This window comes from Streptomyces anulatus, from assembly GCF_014650675.1.
GTDB classification, from domain to species: domain Bacteria; phylum Actinomycetota; class Actinomycetes; order Streptomycetales; family Streptomycetaceae; genus Streptomyces; species Streptomyces anulatus.
Window position 1 is genome coordinate 563,703 of record NZ_BMVK01000004.1, and the last position, 22,982, is coordinate 586,684.

Annotated in this window: 20 protein-coding genes; 5 read left to right on the forward strand and 15 right to left on the reverse strand. The window is 71.3% G+C overall.

Annotated elements, in window-relative coordinates:
• Window positions 1–17: 17 nt before the first annotated feature.
• The 4 genes from IE272_RS13995 to IE272_RS14010 form a co-directional block, all read right to left on the reverse strand.
• Complete coding sequence (locus tag IE272_RS13995; protein ID WP_190006957.1) at window positions 18–2,114, reverse strand: WD40 repeat domain-containing serine/threonine protein kinase; 2,097 nt, start codon at window positions 2,112–2,114, stop codon at window positions 18–20.
• A gap of 409 nt (window positions 2,115–2,523) precedes the next feature.
• Window positions 2,524–3,243 carry an SGNH/GDSL hydrolase family protein gene (locus tag IE272_RS14000; RefSeq protein WP_190006958.1) on the reverse strand — a complete coding sequence of 240 codons (720 nt, stop codon included), beginning with the start codon at window positions 3,241–3,243 and terminating at the stop codon, window positions 2,524–2,526.
• Window positions 3,240–3,707 carry a cupin domain-containing protein gene (locus IE272_RS14005; protein WP_057667136.1) on the reverse strand — a complete coding sequence of 156 codons (468 nt, stop codon included), beginning with the start codon at window positions 3,705–3,707 and terminating at the stop codon, window positions 3,240–3,242. Before IE272_RS14005 ends, IE272_RS14000 begins: the two co-directional genes overlap by 4 nt.
• A gap of 82 nt (window positions 3,708–3,789) precedes the next feature.
• On the reverse strand, window positions 3,790–4,626 hold the full coding sequence (locus IE272_RS14010; protein WP_190006959.1) for an AraC family transcriptional regulator: 837 nt from the start codon (window positions 4,624–4,626) through the stop codon (window positions 3,790–3,792).
• Between the two features lie 354 nt (window positions 4,627–4,980).
• Between IE272_RS14010 and IE272_RS14015 the strand changes: the two genes are divergently transcribed.
• Entirely contained in the window at window positions 4,981–5,340 is a 360-nt protein-coding gene (locus IE272_RS14015; protein ID WP_190006960.1) for a hypothetical protein, read from the forward strand.
• A gap of 104 nt (window positions 5,341–5,444) precedes the next feature.
• Here IE272_RS14015 and IE272_RS14020 read toward each other — a convergent pair whose 3' ends face one another.
• On the reverse strand, window positions 5,445–6,854 hold the full coding sequence (locus IE272_RS14020) for a cytochrome P450 (RefSeq protein ID WP_190006961.1): 1,410 nt from the start codon (window positions 6,852–6,854) through the stop codon (window positions 5,445–5,447).
• 387 nt (window positions 6,855–7,241) lie between these two features.
• Here IE272_RS14020 and IE272_RS14025 point away from each other — a divergent pair, with 387 nt between their 5' ends.
• Window positions 7,242–7,586: a twin-arginine translocation signal domain-containing protein gene (locus IE272_RS14025; protein ID WP_050361934.1), complete on the forward strand. Its 345-nt coding sequence runs from the start codon at window positions 7,242–7,244 to the stop codon at window positions 7,584–7,586.
• 165 nt (window positions 7,587–7,751) lie between these two features.
• On the opposite strand, the gene IE272_RS14030 is transcribed toward IE272_RS14025, so the two are convergent.
• From IE272_RS14030 to IE272_RS14040, 3 genes are all read right to left on the reverse strand, one after another.
• Entirely contained in the window at window positions 7,752–9,530 is a 1,779-nt protein-coding gene (locus tag IE272_RS14030) for an acyl-CoA dehydrogenase family protein (RefSeq protein WP_190006962.1), read from the reverse strand.
• 284 nt (window positions 9,531–9,814) lie between these two features.
• A complete protein-coding gene (locus IE272_RS14035; RefSeq protein ID WP_056705294.1) occupies window positions 9,815–10,456 on the reverse strand; it encodes a hypothetical protein in 642 nt (213 codons plus the stop codon).
• Window positions 10,457–10,952: 496 nt separating this feature from the next.
• Window positions 10,953–11,855 carry a DUF3626 domain-containing protein gene (locus IE272_RS14040; RefSeq protein WP_229897312.1) on the reverse strand — a complete coding sequence of 301 codons (903 nt, stop codon included), beginning with the start codon at window positions 11,853–11,855 and terminating at the stop codon, window positions 10,953–10,955.
• Window positions 11,856–12,323: 468 nt separating this feature from the next.
• Here IE272_RS14040 and panD point away from each other — a divergent pair, with 468 nt between their 5' ends.
• Together panD and IE272_RS14050 are read left to right on the forward strand one after the other, a co-directional pair.
• Complete coding sequence (gene panD / locus IE272_RS14045) at window positions 12,324–12,749, forward strand: aspartate 1-decarboxylase (protein WP_050361929.1); 426 nt, start codon at window positions 12,324–12,326, stop codon at window positions 12,747–12,749.
• Window positions 12,750–12,810: 61 nt separating this feature from the next.
• Window positions 12,811–13,164 carry a GNAT family N-acetyltransferase gene (locus IE272_RS14050; RefSeq protein WP_190006963.1) on the forward strand — a complete coding sequence of 118 codons (354 nt, stop codon included), beginning with the start codon at window positions 12,811–12,813 and terminating at the stop codon, window positions 13,162–13,164.
• Window positions 13,165–13,308: 144 nt separating this feature from the next.
• On the opposite strand, the gene IE272_RS14055 is transcribed toward IE272_RS14050, so the two are convergent.
• The 7 genes from IE272_RS14055 to IE272_RS14085 form a co-directional block, all read right to left on the reverse strand.
• On the reverse strand, window positions 13,309–14,082 hold the full coding sequence (locus IE272_RS14055; protein ID WP_190006964.1) for a PIG-L family deacetylase: 774 nt from the start codon (window positions 14,080–14,082) through the stop codon (window positions 13,309–13,311).
• A 486-nt stretch (window positions 14,083–14,568) separates the two neighbouring features.
• The gene (locus tag IE272_RS14060) at window positions 14,569–15,951 is read right to left on the reverse strand and encodes a type III PLP-dependent enzyme domain-containing protein (RefSeq protein ID WP_190006965.1); all 1,383 of its coding nucleotides are present in this window, start codon (window positions 15,949–15,951) and stop codon (window positions 14,569–14,571) included.
• A gap of 91 nt (window positions 15,952–16,042) precedes the next feature.
• Entirely contained in the window at window positions 16,043–16,840 is a 798-nt protein-coding gene (locus IE272_RS14065) for a family 1 encapsulin nanocompartment shell protein (RefSeq protein ID WP_050361925.1), read from the reverse strand.
• On the reverse strand, window positions 16,840–17,913 hold the full coding sequence (locus IE272_RS14070) for a Dyp-type peroxidase (RefSeq protein ID WP_190006966.1): 1,074 nt from the start codon (window positions 17,911–17,913) through the stop codon (window positions 16,840–16,842). The genes IE272_RS14065 and IE272_RS14070 overlap by 1 nt, the downstream gene beginning before the upstream one ends.
• A 313-nt stretch (window positions 17,914–18,226) precedes the next feature.
• Window positions 18,227–19,201: an alpha/beta hydrolase gene (locus IE272_RS14075; protein WP_050361923.1), complete on the reverse strand. Its 975-nt coding sequence runs from the start codon at window positions 19,199–19,201 to the stop codon at window positions 18,227–18,229.
• A 285-nt stretch (window positions 19,202–19,486) separates the two neighbouring features.
• Entirely contained in the window at window positions 19,487–20,926 is a 1,440-nt protein-coding gene (gene gnd / locus IE272_RS14080) for an NADP-dependent phosphogluconate dehydrogenase (RefSeq protein ID WP_190006967.1), read from the reverse strand.
• A 176-nt stretch (window positions 20,927–21,102) separates the two neighbouring features.
• A complete protein-coding gene (locus IE272_RS14085; protein WP_050361921.1) occupies window positions 21,103–21,636 on the reverse strand; it encodes a DUF5709 domain-containing protein in 534 nt (177 codons plus the stop codon).
• A gap of 253 nt (window positions 21,637–21,889) precedes the next feature.
• On the opposite strand from IE272_RS14085, the gene IE272_RS14090 reads away from it, so the two are divergent.
• On the forward strand, window positions 21,890–22,972 hold the full coding sequence (locus IE272_RS14090) for a DUF8017 domain-containing protein (protein WP_190006968.1): 1,083 nt from the start codon (window positions 21,890–21,892) through the stop codon (window positions 22,970–22,972).
• Window positions 22,973–22,982: the final 10 nt, after the last annotated feature.

The window sequence follows — 22,982 nt, forward strand, 5'->3', positions numbered from 1 at the left end:
GTCCCCCTGACTTCCCGTCAGGGAGACGCTGACGGAGCGGACCCCGAGGGGACCTCCCACAGTCGTACGCCGTTGTTCGCCTCGCGGTCGTCCGGGGCGCCGTACTGGTCCGGGCTGTCCGAACCTTCGTCGGGTTCGTCGACGCCCCCGAGGGTGCTGCCCGCGAGGAGCCGTCCGTCCGGGCTGAAGGCCAGCTCCCGGATCTCGTCGTCACCGTAGCCGGTGTCGTCGTCGGCCAGGATGGCGCTCGGCCTGCGGTCGGCCAGGTTCCACAAGAGCACCCCGCCGTCGGCGGTGACGGCGAGGCTCCGGCCGTCGGGGCTGAACGCCAGGTCCCGGGCCTCGATGCGGCGGTTGGCGAGGGTGGCCTTGAGGCGGCCGGTGGCCACGTCCCACAGCCGCACGTCGCCGCCGGGTCCGCCGGTGGCGAGGGTCTTGCCGTCGGGGCTGAACGCGACGGCGTAGGTGACGTCCTCGAGAGCGAGGTTGCGGCGGGGGTCGCCCTGACCGTAGGGCTCCGGATCGATCCGGGTCAGGTCCCACAGCTTGGCCGGCTCGTTGTTCGGGGAGCTGCGGTTGTCGGACGCGTCACCGACGGAGGCGAGGGTCTTGCCGTCGGAGCTGAACGCCACGTCCGTCACGCGCACCTCCTGTGTGAAGTGGGCACGCGGGTCCTCACTGCGGCTGTTGACGTCCCACAGGCCGGCTCCGACGCTGCTGCCGAGGGTGATCCGCTTGCCGTCGGGGCTGAGGGCGATGGAATAGGCGTGCTCCTCGATGCGGCGGATCTCCCGTCGCCCCGCAACGTCCCAGACACCGACCACATGGCTGTAGGTCCTTGTGGCCAGGGTCTTCCCGTCGGCGCTGAACACCACGTTGAGGACCCTCAGGGGCTTCCCCGCCCAGTCCTTCTCGATGAGCGTGGTGCGCACCTTGCGCGTGGCGACGTCCCACAGCCTGACCTTGCCCTGCTCGCCGCCGGTGGCGAGCGTCCTGCCGTCCCGGCTGAACGCGATGCCGCTGGTCCCCTTGGCGAAGATCGCGGTCGCCGCGACCACGGGGTACGGCTGCTTGCTCTTCGGGGGCTTCTTCGACGAGGGAAGCAGCACCGCGACCAGGACGGCGGCCAGGGCGATGACACCGACGACGCCGAGGAGGGCGACGTACGGCGGTGTGGACGGGGTCACGGGGCCGGCGTCCGGTGCGGGGGTGCGCGCCGGTGCGGTGGCAGTGGGCGCGTCCGGGCCGGTCACCGGAGGTGCGGACACGACGGTGGGCGTGCGGCCGTCACCGGTGCCCCCTGTCTCCGCCCCGCCGCAGAGCCGGACGACCTCGGCGGGCGTCGGCCGCCGGGCCGGGTCCTTCTCCAGACAGCGCGCCACGACGCGGCGCACGGACTCGGGGCAGCCGTCGAGGTCGGGCGCCGCTTCGATGATCCGGTACGCCACACCGTGGTCGCTGCCGCCGCCGAAGGCGAGCCGTCCGGTGGCGGCGAAGTGGGCGACGAGGCCGAGCGCGAAGACGTCACCGGCCTCGGTGACCTGCTGCCCCCGGATGTACTCGGGTGCCATGTAGGCCGGCGTTCCGGCGCGCATACCCGTGGCGGTGACGGCGGTGACGTCCACGGCGCGGGCGATGCCGAAGTCGATGACCTTGGGTCCGTCGGCGGTGAGGACGATGTTGGAAGGTTTCAGGTCGCGGTGGATCACTCCGGCGGCGTGGATGGTCTCCAGCGCCTCGGCGATCCTCGCCGTCAGCACGAGGACCTCGTCGGCGGGCAGCGGCCCCCATTCACCGACGGCCTGCTGGAGGGACGGCCCGGGGGCGTAGGCCGTGGCGAGCCAGGGTTCCCCGGCGTCCAGGTCCGCCGCGACGACGGGCACGGTGTAGAGCCCCTGAACACGCCGGGCCGCCGCGACCTCCAGCGCGAACCGCTTGCGGAATTCCGGGTCCGCGGCGTACGCACGGTGAACGACCTTGACGGCCACGGCACTTCCGGCGGGCGTGCGCCCCAGGTACACGCGGCCCATGCCGCCCTCACCCAGCAACCCCTCCAGCCGGTACGGACCTATCTCCGCCGGTATGCCACCGGCCGGGTCTGCCCTACCCGTCATCCCGCAAGCACTTCGGTGGATGCGGTGCAGCGGATCATGACACTCCAAACCTCTGCTCGACGACGGCCCGCGACTGTCGGGGCGCGCGAACCTGGCCCGGATCATTTCACACCACAACTCATGGGCACCGAGGTTGACTTCGGATCGCGGCGACGGGACAGCGCACCGGGTTCGGAACGGCTGTGGGGGCTGCCGTGCCTGTCGCCCCGCCCGGACGTCTGGGCAACCCGGGCGACGAAGCCGTTCATGTACGTCGTCATCCGTGCCGCTGTCATCGCGGTCGACGCCCATAGGCTGATCACCGCCGCGCAGAAGCCCCACCGCGATGGGGCCGTAAGCGTTGAACGCCTGGATCGGATGCCACCTCCACGCGGAAGATGGCATCCGACCGGCTGGGCGCTGGAACCAGCTACGTGCTCCGGGTCAGCAGTCCGGCGTCGATGACCTCGGCGACAAGAGCGGCTCCACGGCTGTTCTGGTGGATGTGGTCCGTCGTGAGCACGAGACCTCGACGCTGCGCGATCGTGTCGAAGCTGCGGCGCAGCACGGCGTGCTGGACGAGGACGCCGACGACCGCTGCGGGCGTCACCTCGCGGTAGGGAATCGGTGGCGGGTCCGCTCGGCGCAGTTCCTCGGTCTGGCGTTCGTGGAGCGGAAGGTAGACCACCTCGTCGGTGGCGGCGACCTCGGCGACCATCCGGCTGTATGCCTGCGATGCCCGGGCCGCTGCTCCGTCGAGTTGTTGGCCGAGGACCGGGAGCGACAGCAGACCGATCGTCGCGTCGGTCTCCGCTCGCAGCCGTGCGACGACGGCTCCCAGACACTGTTGGAACCAGCCGGCTGACGGGCGTTCGGGGAGCTGTTTACGCTTCATGGCCTGATCGACGGGGTAGCCGGCGAGGCTTGCTCGGGCGTCGTTGGTTCCGATCAACACGGTGATCACATCGGGCGGGTTCGTGACGACGGCATCGAGGCGCTGCAAGAGGTTGTGGGCGAAGTCGCCGTTGACGCCGAAGCGGGCAAGCCGCACGTCACCGGGAGGATGGCGTCGTTCGAGAGGACCCAGGTAGTCGGCGCTGAACTGCGCGCGGGTGAGGCTGTCGCCGAGGCACGCGACGCGTAGGGTCACGGCGCTTCCTCCGGGCCGGGCGCGCCGACGCGTCCGGTCGGGGGGTCGGTCCGAGGGCGGTGTTCGGTGCCGAGGCCCGCGGTGATGGCCAGGATGGACGTCGGCCCTTCCATGTCGACCACGTGCCATACCCCGGCCGGGTTGATGGTGGCCTCGCCCGGCCCGAGCTGAACGCGGTCGGGCACCCCGTCCACGTCGCGGGTGACCGTCACGGACCCGCTGAGGCAAACGACCAGTTCGTCGCCTGCAGGGTGGCTCTCCCAGTGGTCGCCGCGGCCGTCGCCGTCGAAGATCATCACCATCCGGCCCTCGGCACCGTCCGCCGCGACGGCGGCGCTGTAGGCCTGGAGCACCTCCGGCTCCCAGGCGAAGCCCTCGACGGGCTTCGCTCTCGATCCCCGTCCGAGGTGCACAGGGGTGGTCCGCAGGTCCATGGCGTTGCGTTCGTGGTTGACGAGTCTCATGCCGGCGATCGTCCACGACAGCGATCGGGTGGTCTTGAAGGAAAGGGAAGAGAGGCCGACGCGACGCGCGGACGGTTGGGGGCTACCCGGCCCCGAGGAGGACTTCGCCGCGACGCCAGGCCGTCGGTGTTCGGTTCGTGAACTCGCGCCAGTCCCGAACGAGATGGGCCTGGTCGGCGTAGCCGGAGACGGTTGCCACATCGGCCCACGGAAGCGGGTCCTGTGCCGCCGCCAGTTCGTGTGCGTGCTCGAAGCGCAGAACCCGGGCGAAGGTCTTCGGCGACAGGCCCACCTCACCGCGAAACCGCTCCGTGAGATACCGACGGCTCCAGCCCAGTTCCGCGGCGATCGCACCAACCTGGACGCAACCCCGCGCGGCGACGAGGCGGCGCCACGCCTCGGCCACCTCGGGGCGCTCCCGGGGCGCGCGGTCGCCGCCGGTGCGGCGGCCGACAGCTCGGAGGAGTAATTCGTCCAGCGCGGTGAACCGCGCGGTCCATGTCGTCGCCGCTCGGAGCCGGTCGACCAGCTCGATGGCAAGCGCTCCGAGAAGCTCGTCGAGTGGGACCAGCCGCTGGGCGAGCTCGGCGGCGGGAATGCCGTAGATGGCCCGGGCCCCGAGCGGTGTCAGCGACAGCTGCACGCCCCGCTGGCGTCCGTCGTGGTGGATCGCGACGGACCGGCTCATCAGACCGCCGGCCACGCTGCTGAATCGGGTGGCCGGTGACCCGCCGTCAACACCCGCCGACAGCTCCAAAGGAACTGACAGGCTGATCACCGCAGTGAGCGCGCGGCTCGGCGGGCCGCAGTGCACCCCCGCCGGGAGCCCGCGGAGGTCGAAACCGACGTACGAGTCGACGTACTGCCGCAAGGCGGGTGCCGGATGGGCGGCGATCCCGGTGGCCGTGTGGTCCTCCATTTTCGTCAGTGTACGAGCCGCGCAGCCCAGCAAGATCACCGTTCAAGGTCTGATCACCGCCGTTTGCGGCCGATGGCACGGCTCCTACGGGCACACCGACTACCCGTTGCTGCGGCGGTGTCGTTGTCGAAGGGGCCGATGTCCCAGGTGCCCATATCTCTCCTCGCGTGGACGTGATCTTGGAGCTTGACCCGGCAGTAGGGGCGAGCGGGAAACCTCGGCCTCCACATCTCCGCGCGACTACTGTGCTGCGGGTAGATCGTCCCGCCCGACGAAGGGAGCTGGGCTGTGCTGACCACTACGCACCCGCCGTAGGCCCTCTGGAAAGCCCAGAGAGCCTTACGGAGGTTTCTCATGTCCCGAACCGTCCGCACGACTCCCCGTCAGCTCCGCGTCCGAGAGGGCGCATCGGAGACCATCTCCCTGTATGACCTGCGCTACGCGAACGCCGAACTGGCCCAAGCCGCCCGTGAAGGCCGTCGCCCTGCCCCGGCGAAGACACTGCGCCGGATCACCTCTTGGCAAGGGATGGTGCTGTACTGCCGGAAGGGCTCGTTCTCCGGAGAGATCGCTTCGGCTGAGGGGCGCGCCCGGCTCCAGGGGCGCCTGGAGGCCCAGCGGATCCGCGGGCTGCATCGCGCCGGCCACGACCTTGACGACGCGGATATACCGCCGGTCCGTCACCGTCATGGTGTGCTCTGGCATGCCTGGTAGAGGAAAAGCACCCAGGACTGACCGGTACTCACGAGCGCATGAAGTACGCAACCGGCGGCCCTCCGCGCCGAAGCGGCGGAGGGCCGAGCAGGAGGCGGGCGCGGTCAGGCTGGCCGACCAGCTCCTGAGCATGGTGGCGCCCCGGAACCGGAAACGATGTTCGTGTCGGGTGCCGGCCCGGTGTCGGCGAGCTGAGGTTCGCACGGTGTGGCGTACATGGTCAGGCCCTTGGGCGTCGGTGTGAGTTCCAGGCTCACGCCGATCTTGCGGCCCGGCCGCGCCGGGCGCAGCGTGCGCGACCCGGCCAGGGTCGCCAGGGCGACGGGCAGCATGGCATCGGCCGCGGCTGCGCCGGGGCAGTACCTGGGACCCAGGCCGTAGGCGAGCAGCGCGGTGGGGGCCGGTGACGGCTCGGCGTGGGGGAGCCAGCGCTGCGGGTCGAACACGTCCGGGTCGCGGTAGCGGTTCCTGTCGCGGCGCAGGGCCCCCAGAGGCAGGGTGACCACGGCTCCGGCCGGGATCTGTACACCGCCCTGGTTGGTCTGGTGGCGGGTGCGGCGGACCAGGAACGGGATGCCGTGGAGGCGGGTGACCTCTTGAACGAAGGCGGTCGCGAGCGGGAGTTGGTGTGCTTGGAGGCGGCTCGGATCGGGCGTGGCGTCTGCTTCTTCCTGGAGCGCCTGCAGGTAGTGCGGATTGCGGCCCAGTTCGTAGCAGGTCCAGGCGAGGGTGGAGGCGCTCGTCTCCATGCCGGCGATCAGCAGAGCGCGAATGTCGCGCTGCACCACGTGGGAGTTCCCGGGAGCGGCAGCTTCGAGCAAGGACACCAGATCCCCGCCGTCGGGGTCGGGGCGGTGGCGGGCTCGCACCTGGCGGACGGCCTCGTCCAGTTCGGCGAGCGCACGGCGGCAGGCGCGGCGCCGGGGCACGGGCACCCAGGGCCAGGGTGCGAGGGCGTAGCGCCAGAACATGCCGCCGGACAGGGTGGAGCGAGCGGCTGCGATCTTGGACAGGGTGTCGGGAGCGAGCTCGCTGTTGAGGACACAGCTGACGAGGAGGCCGCAGGCGAGCCGGCTCATCTCCACCCGCATGTCGAGCGGTCGGTCCGCGGGCAGGTCGGCGAGGAGCTGCCGCGTACGGGCCTGGACGCTGGGCCCGAGAGCGGTGAGCCGGGACGCGGTGAACGCGGGCCTCATCACGGCGCGCCGCTCCCGGTGGGCGGTGCCCTCAAGGCCGACCACCCCGTTCTCGTTGAAGTCGCGCAGGCTCGGGTCCGGGCCCCAGAACCGGAAGGTGTCCTCATCACTGCCGACCTTGCGCAGCAGTGCCGGGTCGTTGACCTGGAAGGCTGTCGCCGGGCCTGTCCTGGTCGGGACGACCGGGCCCGCCTGCTCGAGGCGGGCCGCGAGGTTGGCCGGGTCCAGCCAGAACCGCAGGGCGCGGGAGTGGGCGAGTACTCCCGCGCCGGGCTGCGCGAACGGTTGTCCGGGGCAGGTTGTCCTGTCCACACTCATCGGCTTCGCTGTCCTGTCCACGTTCGTCGGCCTCTGCGGCTCCGGCCGCCAGTACGTGTGGGCAACGATCAACTGCGGGGGCGGTCACGGGTGGGCCGGTCCTGTGCGAGCCGTCGAGTGCCCGACACCAACGACCTCACGGACGCCCGGTCCTGGCGGCGATGGAGGGGCGCAAGCAGGTCGACCCCGTGCTGACCGCCGTGCTCGCCGCGATCAAGGGCAGCGCGAAGCTGAACGGGACGGGCCGCCCGAGTCGGGTGCGGCCTCGGCGGTGGGGTAACAAGCAGCCCCTCCCAGAACCGGGGAAAGCCCTTCGCGAGGAGCCTCTCGTTCATAGGATCGATTCCAGCTCCGGGATGCCCGGAACGTCGACAGAGGGAGGGGTTCGTGTCGGAGATATCGAGACGCAAGCTGCTGGGGTACTCAGGGACGGCCGCGGCAGGAGCCGTGTTCGCGTCCACCTCGGCGGCCGACGCCGCGGAAGCGGACCCGGCCACAACAACGGTTGAGTTCATGGAGGGCAGCGAGTTCCGGGCCGACGCGAGAATGTCCGAGAGCGATCTGATGATGGACGTGACCTTCAAGCTCCGCGTCGACAAGCCGAACGGCTACCCCTCGGCGCAGGACATCACGCCCCTCGAGGTGGCCGAGGCGCTGTCAGCACTTGCTCAGTCGAAGGGCTGGCCGCCGCTCACCTTCTACGGCACACCGCCTCCCGTCGCGCTCAACTGACGCCGAGGCGCAGCGTTCGCGTTCCCTCGGACCGTCCATCGCCAGGTACCGGCTCGATCCCGCCGAATCCACCGGCGGCGAGAAGGAAGCCGACACCGCGCCGGTGTCGCTCCGGCCGCCGTCCCCGTCCGGCGGCCGGGGGACCTGTTTCCCCCGTCGTGCTGGTCAGGTGCTGAGCATCGGGTGCGTCTCCAGCAGCGCATCGGGTATGGCGAAGGCGTGGGTGAGGGTCAGCGCGTGGGGCTCCAGGAAGCCGAGGACCGCGTCGACGGCGTCGGGCAGGTGCTCGACCTGATCGGCCGTCATGCGCTCGCGTGCCAGCAGGTCTCCGCTGTGCGCGGCGACCTGGCGCAGGGCGAAAAGGGCGTGCAGCCCGCGCAGCAGGTCCGCCGGTAGCCCGGAGGGAACCTGATCGGCGGCGGTCAGCAGGGACTCGGCGGCGAGCCGGTGGACGTGGGCGTCGGCCAGCGCGACGGCGGGCGTCACGGTCGCGTTCCAGCGGGCGAGCGGGGATGCGGCGCGCTGCCGGAGCCGGGCTTTCGCACGGGTGTGGGAGATGCGCTCGATGTCGGCCAGGAGGTCCTGGAGGTGCTGGGGGTCGGTCAGCTCCCGGTGAGCGGGCGCGATCTCGCTCTCCGGCTTGAGGTCGACGCCGCCGAGCAGCATCTCGCCCCCGGCCTTCTGCATGATGACCTGGTTGTCGCCCTCGGCCGTGATCGTGCCTTCGATGGAGGCGAGCTGCAACGCGATGCCGTTGGCCTGGATGAGGCCCTGGGCTCCGCAACGCTCGCGGCACTCGGTCATGACCGCGCGGGCCCGCCAGGTGATCCAGGCCTTGCTGATCGCCGTCAGCCGCTCGTACGCCTCGCGTTCCTCGCCGGTCGCCCGGTCCCACTGACGCACGACCGACCGCTGGAGCAGCGTGGCGGCGTAGGTCGTCGCGGCGGCGTCGAGCAGGGGGGTGTGGTGGCCGCGGTGGGCGATCAGCGGGACGCGCTGTCCGTTGGTCATGCCCGAGGTGACCCGGGTGTGGGCGTAGCGCATGGCGACGTCGAGAGCGTGCCGCATGACGCCGAGGCTGTGGGCGGTCATACAGAGCTTGCCCATCGTGACCCGTCCGATGGACTGGAGGAACCGTCGGCGGGGGCTTCCGAGTGCGCTGGTGAACTCGCCGTCCGGGGTGAGGCGGCCGTGGTCGCCCTGGAGGAGGGCGTCGAACGGGAGGCGGACGTTGTGGAACGTCGTGGCGCAGTGGTCGACGGGGCTGCTGGCCGTCTGGGGCAACGGCCGCACCTCTACACCGGGTAACGGGCTGCCTTCGGCGTCGCTGAGCGGCGTCAGGAACAGGAAGACGCCGTGGTCGGTGCCGTCGACGATCAGGCGGGCCGCGACGACGGCCCCCTTCGCCCCTCCGGCCGGGCTGGTGTTGGGCATGAACTTCGCGGCGGCGGGCGTCGGGGTGTTCAGCACGAACCCGGGCGCCGCCCGGTCGAACGTCGCTGTGGTCAACATATGCACGGCGTCATTGCCACGGGAAACCTCGGTACAGAGAAACGTTCCGATGCGGTCCGCGCGGACGTACTCGGCCAGGTCGCGCCCTGCCGGTTCGTGGTCCACCAGGCTTCCGAAGAAGAGGTTGTAGTGGATGGCGACGATGGTGGCCATGCCGGGGTCCACCGCACCGGCCCACTCGTGGACGGCGGTGAGTTCGACCGGATCGTTCGCGAGGACCTGCGGAGCCTCTACGGTCTCGTTGACCAGCCGGAGCCGGTCGTAGCTCAGGTCTATGCGTTCTCGGTGGGTCAGCCCCTCCTGGAAACGGAACGGGGCGGAGCTGAAGAGCCGCCTCCATCGATCGTGAGCCGCGCCCAGCTGACCAGCGAACAGGGCGTCGGCGAGCGCGGCGGAGACGTATGCGGAATCCGGAATATGAGAGTCAGTCACACTCGAGAAAACTAGCCTGATCGATCATGTCTGACGGGGTGATGATCAACACGATTGAACCGGGCAAAAATACGGTAGGCGCCTGCTCCGTCACCCACTTCCACCTGTCAGGTGGCCGGGCATGATCACGGTCAGGGTGCGAACCGGTCGATCCGGCTCAGAAAGCACGGTCGGCCACCGCACACCGTGCTGCTCGCCGAAAAGCTGGAGAGCGCGGGCCGGCCGCCGGCCGGGCATTCCGTCAAGGACGAGATGCCCGGCGCGCGGATTACGGGATCGGGTGGTCAGCTCGTCCAGAGGACCGGGCTGTCGCGGTACGCGTCACCCTCCTCGAACGAGGCAGCCGCGATGGGATCGGTCTTCGTGGCGCTGAGCGAGCAGGTCTCGAAGGACGCGCCCTTGGTGGTGAAGTCGCGGGGTGCCGATTCGCTGTCGCACTTGTCCGGGAGGTCGCCGATCAGGATGACGCCCGTGGGGCCGCCGCCCTCCAGCTTGCCGCGCAACTTCAGTGACGCGTACGACAGGTCGGTGCCACCGACGTTCTCCACCTTCATCCGGATGTAGTAGGGCGTCATGCCCTTCGCCTTGTCACCGAAGGCGGCCATGTCGGCCTCGGCCCCCTTCTCGATCGCCGTGACGGTCACGGCGATGGTGCCCTTCTTGTCGGTCCCGTACGTGAACGGCAGGACCGCTCGGTCACCGATCTTGACCTCCGTGCCCGGTGCGGCGACATCACCGGCCGGAGCGGCGGCGTCGTCGTCGGTGCCCGCGGACGGGCTCTCGCTGCTCGGGTCGGGCGACGCCGGGGCGGAGGCCGAAGGTGATTCCTGTGTCGTTGCCGAGTCCTCGCCGTCGTTGCAGGCTGTGAGCCCGAGCCCCAGGGTGGTGAGGGCAACTGCGAAGACGATGCGTCCCTTGTATGTCATTTTTTCCTAAATAGCGGTGAGGGCTGCCCGTGCGACAGCCGGAACGTTCAACGGAGCGTCAGCGAGGCGCGCTGAGACGCCCATATCAGGCTGAGGTGGGAATGACACAGGCTCGCCACAGGCGCGGCACAGGTGCGCGACGGGTTCGGCACGCCTCGGAGAACGTGGCTTCTGCTGCCGTTTCACGCCGACGGACGGGTCATCGACACGGCGATCGGCACTCTGTGCTGGTCGCCCGGCTGGAGCGGGCGGCCAGACGTAGGGAGCCGGGGCGGTGCCCTGCCGGCCCAGCCACACCGCCTCCAGCCGGCCCCGATCCGGCAACCGACCGCCAAGGCTCCAGCAGCCGCCCGGCCACGTTCGGGCGCCCGGCGAGCAGCACCCGCAGCGGCTCCGACACCGGCCCCAGCAGCACCACCAGGTCCTCGCCCGCGACGTACTCCTCCATCAGCCTTACGGCCCGAAACGACTCCCGCAGCATCTCCGGGACCAGCCCTCAGCGAGGGCCATCGAGTACAGCCCCCTCCACCGGTGACGCACTCGCCGATTCGTCAGCGTCCTTCCGGGGCGCGCCGAAACGCGCGAGGTAGTGCCACACCTTCTTGACGGCCTGGGGGTCGTAGTGGCCTGCGCGTGCGGCATCCCCGACGAGGCGGGGATCGAGTACGCCGTCGACCGCGATCTGCGTGCCCAAGTCGACGTGCTCCTGGCCGCGGTAGCCAGGATGGCGGCGGAGTTCCTCGACGCTGAGCCGGAAACCGAGATGCCACTCCACGGGGCAGCCGAGACGCAGGGCCGCGTCCTCGACAGCCGTGCCCCGGTAGCAGGGGTCCAGGACCAGCGCCTCCACGTGGCATATCGGCCGCACCGGCCCGTGTACCTGCGCCTCGATGTAGTCGTCCAGGTCGTCCTGACGATCGGCGAGGGCAAGCTCAAGAAGCCCCATGCTGGCCGCGACACCGAAATCCGCAGGTTCAAGGAAGCTGTCCGGGTAGCAGAAAGTGGTCCGCGCCAGTGTTTCGGCAGTCAGCCGGAAGTGGCCGGAGCCGAACCGTGGTGCCGCTCCGACCGGCTTGCGACGGAAGTTCAGCGCCCCGTAGACCGGCCGCTCATGAGCAGGTGCTTTGTCGTATGCACCGCCGAAGATTCGGCTCTCCCAGCCCCACCGGTCCCCGCCGGGATACGCGGTCAGTCCGCCGTTGCTGGTCCCCGTGACGAACTGCGAGCGGTAGACGCCGTCCTCGGCCAGGGCGTCCAGGATCGGCTTTCCGTGCAGCAGCCGGTCCGGGTGAAAGTTGAGGGTCACCCGCAGCCCCGGGTCCACCGGAGGGCCCGACGCCAGTTCCGCGACATGCCGAAGGGCCCGTTCATGCGCTGTTGAGGAGGCTGCGGAGTTCATCCGCACAGTGTTTCCCGACGTGATCAACCGGCGCACCCGGATTGTCCACCGACATTCCGTCCCGGCGTCACAGAGCGCCGAGCGCCGATCGCCGATCGCCGATCGCGACGAAAGAATCGCGGCGAGTTTGCGCTGGAGGAGGTCCCACAGACCCTGGAAGGGCTCGAACGTATCGACCTTGAGCCCGAGCAGGTCACCCATGTGCTGAGGGGAGCCATCGGCGCCGAGGTCTCCCTCATGCTTGACGGGTCATCAGGCATGTCGGCATCCGGTCAGTGCGAGTCCCCGCGCGTTCCGGGGCGGTCGTCCCAACAGGCGGCGGTGCGAAGGGCAAGCCCGGGGAGGAAGCCGTTTCGCCCGGCGGGAGCGATGTTCCTCACAGGCATTGTTCGGCACGTGCCGGTGTAAAGTCGAGAGCGCCCTTGACCTGCGCAAAGCAGGCAGGGAGCCGCCTCAGAGGAGTCCCAAGTGCTGCGCACGATGTTCAAGTCCAAGATCCACCGGGCCACCGTCACCCAGGCCGACCTGCACTACGTCGGTTCCGTGACGATCGACGCCGCCCTGATGGAGGCCGCCGACCTGCTGCCCGGCGAGCTGGTCCATATCGTTGACATCGACAACGGCGCCCGCCTGGAGACGTACGTCATCGAGGGCGAGCGCGGCTCCGGTGTCATCGGGATCAACGGCGCGGCCGCACACCTCGTGCACCCCGGTGACCTGGTCATCCTGATCAGCTACGCACAGGTCGACGACGCGGAGGCCCGTGCCCTCGTGCCGCGGGTCGTGCACGTGGATGCGGACAACCGGATCGTGGCGCTCGGCGCCGACGCCTCGGCGCCGGTCCCCGGGACCCGTACGGAGCGGAGCCCGCAGGCCGTCGTCGCGGGCGGCTGAGGTTGCCGTCCGTGTTTCCGGACGGGTGACGTCCCCGTCCACGAACGAGAAGGCAGGGGCCATGGCCGAGAAGGCAGCGGTAGAGATCAGGGACGACCGGGAGCACGGCAGTCTCGTGGCGTACGAGGACGGCAAGCCGACCGGGACCATCGCGTACTTCGTCATGGACCCGGCCCCCGGGGCGCTGGTGGCCGTGCACACCGTCGTCCGGCCCGAGCACGAGGGCAAGGGCATCGCGGGGGCGCTCGTCCGGGAGTTCTACACCATGGCGGCCCGCGAGGGAGTCCCCGTCGTTCCGCTGTGCCCGTACGCGGCGAAGTGGGCGCAGCGTCACCCCGACGAGGCGCCCGAAGCACCGGCCGAGCTCGTTCAGGAGGCGGAGCGGCAGCTCAGGAACTACCCCGAGCTGTTCTGACGGCAGGGGAGGGGAGGGGAGGGGCAGGGGCAGGGCTAGGGGCGTGTAGTCGCCGTAGCGGCCGTAGCGGAATCGCGGCCGCTGCCCTCGCAGGGGCTACCGGACCAAGCCGCCCCCCCCCACCGGGGCAAGGCCCGGGGCAGCTCACGCGCTCAGTTCCGTGGCCGACCCGCTCCGTGGTGCGAGGTCGTGGCGGATGTACCACTCGGTGCCCAGCACCTCGCGCTGAACTGCCGGAGGCAGAGCGGCGATCCGGCCGGGCGCCGCTCCTCGTTCCACCTCGCTGCGGTGCGCCAGGATCGCGGCGAGCTTCTGCGGAAACCAGGGGCCCACGTCGACGGTCGTGGTGATCCACGCGTCCTCCGAGCAGTACAGCGCGTCGGCCGGGGTTCCCGGCCGGGCCAGCCGCCCGCCCACCGGGACGGCCGCCGAGCGGGGGTGCGTGGCGAGGTGGAGGGCGCTCGGCTGCCAGGGATCACCGGATCCCGGACAGAAACGGGGGAGGCCGGCGGCCCGGACCGCCAGCGCGGTGATCCGGTGGGCGTGTACGTGGTCGGGGTGGCCGGTCATGCCTCCGTAGGCGTCCACCGTGATCACGATCTCCGGCCGGACGTCACGGATATGGCCGACGACGGCCTCCACGGCCTCGTCCAGCGGCGCGTCGAGGAACCGGGGCCGGCCAGGGGCCGATTCCGGCACACGGGCGTCCGCGTAGCCGAGCAGTCGTGGGGCGCCCGCCCCCAGGGCGTCGAGGGCCCCGGCGAGCTCGACGGCCCTGTGCGTGCCCTCCGCCCAGGTCGCCGTGACCACCGCGGTGCGGGCGCCGGCGGCCGCCGCGTGCTGGGCGAGGACGCCACCGCAGAACAGGGACTCGTCGTCCGGATGGGCGTGGACGGCGAGAACGCTCGGCAGGGGCATGGGAGACACCTTTCGCATCGACGGCGCCGGTCGCGGATCCGGACGGATCCGGTCAGGTCCGGGCGCCTCGCCGGAGTCCTGCCCACTCCGGACGGCCCGGCACACGTCGGCCCGCGCGGCTGTCGCCCGGCGCAGGTGTGGACTCGGCAGGCGCGGGCAGCCGCTCCGGGAGACGGTGGAGGAAAGCTCCATCTGTCCATTTCGTACCGTTGTGGAGGATCGTGATGACCCACCCGTACCCCGACCCCGTACCGCCCTCGCCGACGCCTCCGCCCGTACCGGGCCCGCCCACTCCGGTGCCCAGCCCGCCGCCCGTGCCGCCGGGCCCGGGGCCGGTACCGCCGGGCCCCGCGCCGGACCCGATCCCTCAGCCGCCCGCGCCGGGCCCCGACCCCGTACCGGATCCGGAGCCCGAGCCGCAGCCCGCCGGGACGTGACCGGCGGCCGGGTCCGGTTCCGGCCGGTGCCAGGGCCCGGCCCGCCCGTTCAGCCGTCCCGCTGGATCAGCGCGTCCGCGTGCGCGAGGCCGCTCTCCGCCGCGATGTCGTCCAGCGACTGCGCGTCCCGCACCGTCGTGAACGTCACCGGTCCGTCGTGCCCCGACCCGTCCGCCGGCCCCGCCACCGCGCGGAATCCGTACACCGCGGGACGGGGCAGGCTGTTGTACGCCCACGGGGTGGAGAAGTAGTACGCCCCCGTGTCGTACAGCACGACCACATCGTCCTCGGCCAGCTCCGGCAGCTCCCTGCCGTACGCCACCACGTCCCCCGCGAAGCAGCACGGTCCCGCGATGTCCTGCGCCAGCGACGGCCCGGTCTTGGGAGTGCCGTCCGGGCCGAATGCCCCGATCCGCAAGGGCCAGGCGTCGGGCATGAGGACGGTACGTGTCGCGGTCTGGGCTCCCGCGTGGGTGAGCGCGATCCGGCGACCCCCGGCATCCTTGGTGTACTCCACCCGGGCCCCGATGAACCCGTTCTTCGCCAGCAGCGACCGGCCGAACTCGGTGACCAGGGAGTAGCGGCCGGAGAAGAGGCCGGGGGCGGCCGCCGTCAGGGCCGCCACGTAGTCCGCGTAACCGGGGCGCACCGTCTCATCGGTGAAGTTGACCGGGAGGCCGCCGCCGATGTCCAGGCTGGTGACCCGCCGGACGCCCAGCGTGGCGTTGATCTCCTCGGCCAGCTCGTACGTCCGTGCCACCCCGTCCGCGATCAGCTCCAACGGGCAGCCCTGGGAGCCCACATGGGTGTGCAGCCGGGTCAGCCACGGCCGCTCCCGGAAGGCCTCCACGATTGCCTCGCGGGCCCCCGGGTCGCGCAGCGCGACCCCGAATTTCGACGTGTCCGTCGCCGTGCTCATCGGCCCGATCGAGCCACCGCCCACTTGAGGGTTGACCCGCAGTCCGAGGACGGAGGCGGTGCCCGGGTTACGGAGGGCGTCGATGCGGCGCAGTTCGTCGAGGCTGTCGGCGTTGACGGCCACACCGAGGGCGAGCGCCAGCCGGATCTCCTCGCGAGTCTTGGCGGGGGAGTCCAGGACGACACGGGACGCGGCGAACCCGGCCTCCATGGCCAGCCGCAGTTCACCGGGGCTCGCCACCTCGCATCCCATGCCGCAGTCGGCGAGCAGTCGCAGCACCGGGACGAGGGAGCAGGCCTTGGCCGCGAAGGTGTGCAGCACCTCGGGCGTGGCGGCGAAGGCGTCGTGCAGGGCGCCGACGGAGGCGCGTACGCCCTCCGGGTCGATGAATCCGGCGACCGGGCCGCCCTCGCCCAGCAGCCCCTGGCCGACGGCCGCCCGGACGACGGCGTCGAAGCGGGCTGCCGGAGGTGCCGTGCCGCCCTGGTGGTGCGCGGAAGTCGTCTGCGTCATACGGCCAGAGTCCCTGATGGCTGCCCCCGGGTCTTCGGCGGAACGGGGGCGCTCGGTCGCCCGGCCACGCGCCGGTGAGCGCCCCCGGGGATCAGGCGATCAGGCCGACCACGGCCTCCGGTGTCAGCATCCGGAAGGTGAAGGCCTGCTGGAAGTAGAGGTGGATGCTCGTGGCGTCGTGGTCCGCGTAGCCGATCGACAGGTCCTGGCCCAGACAGAGTTCGAAGTCCCCGCCCCGGGTCGACAGGAGTACCCCGCCCTTGACCGCGGGCGCCCACAGGATCTCGTCGTCCACCAGGCGGCTCAAGTGCGTCTTGACCGGATAGCCGTGGTCGGAGGTCTCGGCGGCCTCGGTGAACGCGTCCGCGCCGAGCAGCAGCCGGTACGGGCCGTCGACACCGGCCAGCCGCAGCCGCGTCACGGCCTGGCTGACCGCCACCGGATAGTCCCGCGCGTCGGCGGGCAGGGGCAGCGGATCGTGCGAGGAACCGTCCCGCAGGCCGGTGATCCCGGCCGCCGCGTACCCGTCGATGATCGCCATGTCCTCGGCAAACGCACAGGTGCGTGCCGCGTCCTTGACGGGCTGCCAGTCGCTGTCGGCGGAGCCGCGCTCCACGTCGTCCACGGCCTGGCGGGTCACCGTGAACGGCACCCGCCACTCGATGACCGGCATCGATGTGCGGGCCCGGGCCACCACGTCCGGGGTGGGCGGATCGATATCGGTCAGATGGCCGTCGCCGACGGCGGCCAGCGTCGGACCGTCCGGATCGGACACGTCGACGACACGGCGGCCGGCGACATGGCGGCGGAAGGTGCGCCGTGCCTCCTCCTCGATCTCGTCCCAGGCGGACGGGGTGACCGGAGCGAGTTCGCGATGCAGATTGTTCATCACTGGGCGCTTTCTTGCAGGCTGCCGATGCGCAGCGAACCGTGGTCCGCCCCGGCCGCGACAGGCTCCTGCCGGACCGGTGCGGGCACCGGTTCCGGCCGGTCCCCGGAGCTGGTCAGGACGGGCGGGGGCGGCGGAGCGTCGAGGAAGTCGGCGCGGGGGGCGAAGAAGAGGGAACCGGTGACCGCCGTGGAGAAGTCGAGGATGCGGTCGTGCGTCCCGGGCGGATCGCCGAGGAACATGTTGCGGAGCATCCGCTCGGTCACGTCGGGATCGGCGGCGTACCCGATGAAGTACGTACCGAACTCGCCCTTCCCGAAGCTCCCGAACGGCATGTTCGCCCGCAGGATGTCCCGTTCGGTGCCGTCCGGGTCGGTGATCGTGTTGAGCGCGAGGTGGGAGTCGGCGGGCTTCTCGTCGTCGGGGAACTCGACGTCGTCCAACTTGGTGCGGCCGATGACGCGTTCCTGCTCCTCCACGGAGAGCGCGTTCCAGGACGTCAGGTCGTGCAGGTACTTCTGTACGACGACGTAGCTGCCGCCCTCGAACTCCGGATCGTCCCCGGCCCCGACGAGCGCCGCCGAACGGGCGTCGTCGCCCACCGGGTTCTCCGTACCGTCCACGAAGCCGAGCAGGTCCCGGTGGTCCAGGTAGCGGAAGCCGTGCGTCTCGTCCACGATCCGCAGGGCTCCGCCTAGCTTGTCGAGCAGCTGGGTCGCCCACGCGTAGCAGACGTCCATCCGCTCGGCCCGGATGTGCAGCAGTACGTCACCGGGGGTCGCCGGGGCGTGGTGAAGAGGCCCTCGCAGCTCCGGGAACGGGTGCAGGTGAGCCGGGCGCGGCCCGGCGAACAGCCGGTCCCAGGCGCTGGAGCCGAACCCCGCCACACAGGCGAGACCGGCGTCCGGGTACCGGAAGCCGAGCGACCGGGCGGCGGCCGCGAGATCCGGCAGCACGTCCCGCACCGCGCTCTCGCCGCCCGGCTCGATCGTGCCGACCAGGAACAGCGCCGCGCTGGTCAACGGCGCCACGACGGGCTGGACGGAGACGGGATCCGGGACGGCTTCGGGCATGCGCGCACTCCACTACGACGGTGTACGGACGGCGGTGAGCAGCCGGCGGTCGACGGACCCCGACGAACAGGGCTCGCAGCCACTAACCCACGTCCCGCCCCCGGCCGCACGCCGGGAGCGCCCGGCCGGGGGAGCGCACGGACCCGGTCAGGATCCGCCGGACACGCCTTGCCGGTGAGCTGGCCAGGCAAGGCCCTTGCCCGGCGGCGGGCATGGCGCGGGTCCGCCACCGGATGGGCCGTCCTGACGGCCGGCACGAGATCGTGGTGGCCCGGTACCGAGGAGTCCGGGCCGTCGGCGCGGTGGGGCGGCCTCAGCCGTCGTGCAGGGCTGTTCGCAGGGCGTCGACGGCGAGCTTGCGGGCGACGTTCGCGGCGCGGGTGTCGCGCAGGCTGTCCAGGAGGAGGAAGTCGTGGACCATGCCCGCCACGCGGACGGAGGTCACGTCCACGCCTGCCTCGCGCAGCCTGTTGGCGTACTTCTCGCCCTCGTCGCGCAGGACGTCGGCCTCGTCGGTGATGACCAGCGTGGTGGGCAGGCCCCGGAGCTGCTCCAGGGAGGACCGGAGCGGTGAGGCGTACGCCTCCGTGCGGTGGGCGAGGTTGCCGGTGTAGGCGTCCCAGAACCACTTCATGCCGTCCCGGGTGAGGTAGTAGCCCTCGGCGAACTGGAGGTACGAAGGAGTGTTGAAGTCGGCGTCGGCGACCGGGTACAGCAGGACCTGCGCCTTGAGGTCGATGCCGCCGCGCTCCTTGTTCATCAGCGCGAAGACGGCGGACATGCAGCCGCCGACCGACTCGCCGGTGACGGCGATCCGGGAGGTGTCCAGGCCGTGCTGCGCGCCGTGTTCCAGCACCCACTGGCCCACCGCGTAGTTCTGTTCGACCTGGGTGGGGTACTTCGCCTCGGGTGCGCGGTCGTAGACGGGGAAGACGCCCGCCGCCCCGGCGCCCACGGCGAGTTCGCGGAAGAGGCGGTCGTGCGTCCTGTCGTCGCCGAAGACCCAGCCGGCGCCGTGGATGTAGAACACCACCGGCAGCTGTCCGGTGGCCCCCTTGGGCCGGATGATGCGGGTGCGGACCGTGCCCCACTGGCCCGCGTCCACGTCGACCCACTCCTCGTCGACCTCGGGGCGGGGCACGCTCCGGTCGCTCTGCAGGCCGAGCAGGATGTCGCGGCCCTTCTCCGGGGGGACCTCGTAGATCCGCGGATGCGGGTCCGTGGCCTCGCACAGTTCCTTCGCGGCGGGTTCGAGGCAGGGCGTGATCGGAGGAGGAAGATCGGTCATGTCGGCTCCATGTCGCGGGCGCGCGGGCACCCTGTTCGGGCGGCTTCGCGGGACGCCGCTGCTGTTCGCCCCCGGGTCCGCCCCCTCGTTCCATCCTCGCCCCCCGCCCGTGGAGCGCAACCGCGCCGGGCGCCGCTTCGGATGGTGACCGCACACACCGGGACCTGAAATACGCACGGTGAACATTGAGGTTGCGGGTACGTACGCGGGCATCCTCACCGCGGGTACACGGGCATCCTCACCCTCCCCGTCCAGATCGACCGGAGCGCCGGTCTCGAAGGCGGGTCAGCTTTCGACCTCGGTCCTGTCGCCGCCCCAGAGGGTGTGGAACGTGCCCTCGCGGTCGGTGCGGTGGTAGGTGTGTGCGCCGAAGTAGTCGCGCTGGCCCTGGGTGAGGGCGGCGGGGAGGCGATCGGCGCGGAGCGAGTCGTAGTAGGCGAGGGTGGCGGCGAAGGCCGGGGTGGGGACGCCCCGGGTGACGGCGGTGGCGGTCACGGTGCGCCAGTCGCCCTGTGCGGCGGCGATCTCCTCCGCGAAACCCTTGTCGGCGAGGAGGCTGGGCAGCCTCGGCCGGGCTTCGTAGGCGCTGGTGATCCTGTCGAGGAACGCGGCCCGGATGATGCATCCGCCGCGCCAGATCGAGGCGACCTTGCCGAGGTCGATGTTCCAGTCGTACCGCTCGCTGCCGGCCGCGATCTCGTGGAAGCCCTGGGTGTAGGCGACGATCTTCGAGGCGTACAACGCCTGCTCGACCTGGTCGGCGAATGCCGCCGCCTCGTCCGCGCCGAGCCTGCGTGCGGTCGGTCCGGTGAGGTGGCGTGAGGCGTCACGGAGGTCGGCGTGGCCGGAGACGGAGCGGGCGAATACGGCCTCGGCGATGGCGGAGACGGGAACGCCCAGGTCGAGGGCGATCTGCACGGTCCAGCGGCCGGTGCCCTTCTGCTCCGCCTGGTCGAGCACGACGTCCACGAAGGGTTTGCCGGTCGACGCGTCGACATGCGAGAGGACTTCCGCGGTGATCTCGATGAGGTAGGAGTCCAGGCGCCCGGTGTTCCAGGTGCGGAAGATGTCCGCGATCTGCGCGGGGGAGTATCCGGCCACGTCGCGCAGGAGTTGGTAGGCCTCGCCGATCAGCTGCATGTCCGCGTACTCGATGCCGTTGTGCGTCATCTTCACGAAGTGCCCGGCGCCGTCCGGCCCGATATGTGTGACGCACGGAGCGCCGTCCTCGGCCTTCGCGGAGATCTTCTCCAGCATCGGCCCGAGCGAGTCGTACGACTCCTCGCTGCCGCCCGGCATGATGCTGGGTCCTTCGAGCGCGCCCTCCTCGCCTCCGGAGATGCCGGTGCCGACGAAGTGGATGCCCTGCTCGCGCAGCTCGCGCTCCCGGCGGCGCGTGTCCTCGAAGTGCGCGTTGCCTCCGTCGATGATCACATCGCCGGTTTCCAGGAGAGGCGCGAACTCCGCGATCACCGCGTCCGTGGCCTCCCCGGCCTTCACCATGATGACCAGGCGTCGTGGCCTTTCCAGGGCCGCCACGAAATCCCGGGCGCTCTCGGTCGCGATGAAATGACCCTCGCCGCCGAACTCTTCGACGAGTTCATGGGTGCGGGCGACCGTGCGGTTGTGCAGAGCGACGGTGTATCCGTTGCGGGCGAAGTTCCGGGCCAGGTTGCGTCCCATGACGGCAAGTCCGGTGACGCCGATCTGAGCAGTGCCGCTCATCTGTGTGCTCCTGGGGATCCGAGTACGTCGGTGCGTCCGGTGCGTCCGGTGCGTCCGGTGCGTCCGGTGCGATCGGAGGCGCGAGGTGCGTTGGACGGTGCGTGGGGTGCTTCGGTCAGGGGAGTACGGGCCCGGGGACGGCCGTGTTCAGGAGTGGGGGCTCGCCGACGGTCCGCTCAGGGCGAGGGCGAGGCTGCCGCGCCACCGGTGGCCGGGCCGGTTCCGGTGGCCGGACCGGCCTCCAGGAGAGCTTCGTCGTCCCCCGGCTCGGGGATCACGTGCATCGCGGCCTCCTCGGCCGATGCCGCCGCCCCGTCGATGCCCACGTCGCTGGCGGTGAGGGTGGCCGGTACGCTTCCGTCCGCCTGCTGGGTCAGCCGTCCGGCGCGGGCCACGCCGACCTCGTCGTCCCAGGGCTCACCGTCGCCGCCCACCAGATCGCCCACGCCGTCGCCGGCGGAACCGTCCGGCTCGGGCACTTCCCTGGTCAGCCGCGCTTCGAGGGACTCGCCGGTGTGCCGCTCGTTGGCCGTGGTGCCGAGGCCGTCGACCACCCAGGGGCGGTCCGGCGGTGCGTAGCCCTCGTCCAGCGGGTCGCCGGTGCCGGACGGATCCATGAGCGTGTCCCCGGCGTCGAGCTGTTCGCCGGGGTCGGAAGCCTCGGGTTCCTGGGGCTGGTAGACGTCGTCCCCCCAGTCGGTGTCGCTCATGGCGCGTCCTTTCCTCCGGGAGTACCGAATACCACTGTCCCCTGTACGCAATTCCACTCCGGTCCCGCTCCGGCCGCAAAGGGAAGATCGGATTTCGGTGCCCGGGACGGGCGTACGGGCCGGTCCGTGCGCAGGTCGCGGCCCGTTCGCCGCGCATCCGGGGAGTCGTGGGAGCCGGGGGATTCCCGGCGGTCCGGCAGCCCGGGCACGGACGTTCGAATCGTCCGGCGGGTCCGGCATAGGGTGACGTCCCATGGGGAACGGACAGCGGCCGCCCGGCGGCGATCACCACCAGCAGGGACCGCCGCCGCACGGACAGGGAAACGGGCACGGGCAGGGGCAGGGGCAGGGGCAGCCGTACGGATGGCAGCCTCAGGAGCAGCCGTACGGATGGCAGCCCCAGGAGCAGCGGCAGGACCTGCCCCACGAGGGAGCCGCCCCCGCCCCCTGGGGCGCGCGGACCGAACCTCCCGGGCACCCCGCCCCCTGGAGCGCGCAGACTGTTCCCTCCGGACTGCCCCCGCACCCCGGAGCGTCCCGGACCGGCGGCAGCCGCCGGAGCGCGGTCGTCGCCGTCGTCGCGGCCACCGCCGTGGTGCTGGCCGCCGGGGTCACCGGGTTCCTGGTGCTCGGCGGCGGGGGAGACGACGGGAAGCCGGATGCGGGGCCCGCCCGGGCGGACACCGTCCCGCCGTCCGCGTCCCCGGGGGAAACCCGGGCGGGCGCCGAGGACGGGACCGCGCCCCTCGTGCCCGGCTGGAAGACCGTGGTCAACCCCAAGCACGGCATCGCCTTCGACGTCCCGGCCGCGTGGGCGCTCAAGTCGACCGGCTGGGTGAGTTACGTCGCCGAGAACAGCGATCCCGAGGAGACACCGCTCGTCGGCTTCTCGGCCCCGGCGATCCTCAAGGAGAAGTGGTGCCGGTCCGACGACGACGGCAACGGCACCCAGGAGGACACCCCGCTCGCCGCCGCGGGTTCCCGGGGCGAGCCCGACGCCCGCAGCACCGCCGAAGCGGCCCGGGAGAACGCCCGCCTGTGGGTCTACGGCAGCTACGCCCAGCCGTCGAAGGAGAAGGTCACCACCGGAGCGGCGAAGCCGTTCACCACCAGGTCCGGCATCACCGGGAGCGTGGCGACGGCCACCTCGACCGGTGTCGACGGCACGGGGCGCTGCTCCTACGACGGCAGGGCGACCGCGTTCGCCTTCGAGAACCCGGCGGGTGAGACGGTCTCCTGGACGTTCGTCGGCGTCCGCGGCGTCGACGACGAGGTCCCCGAACCGACCGTGCGAAAGATCCTCGGCACCGTCCGGCTGGTCGACAGCACACCCTGACGCCCGGCTC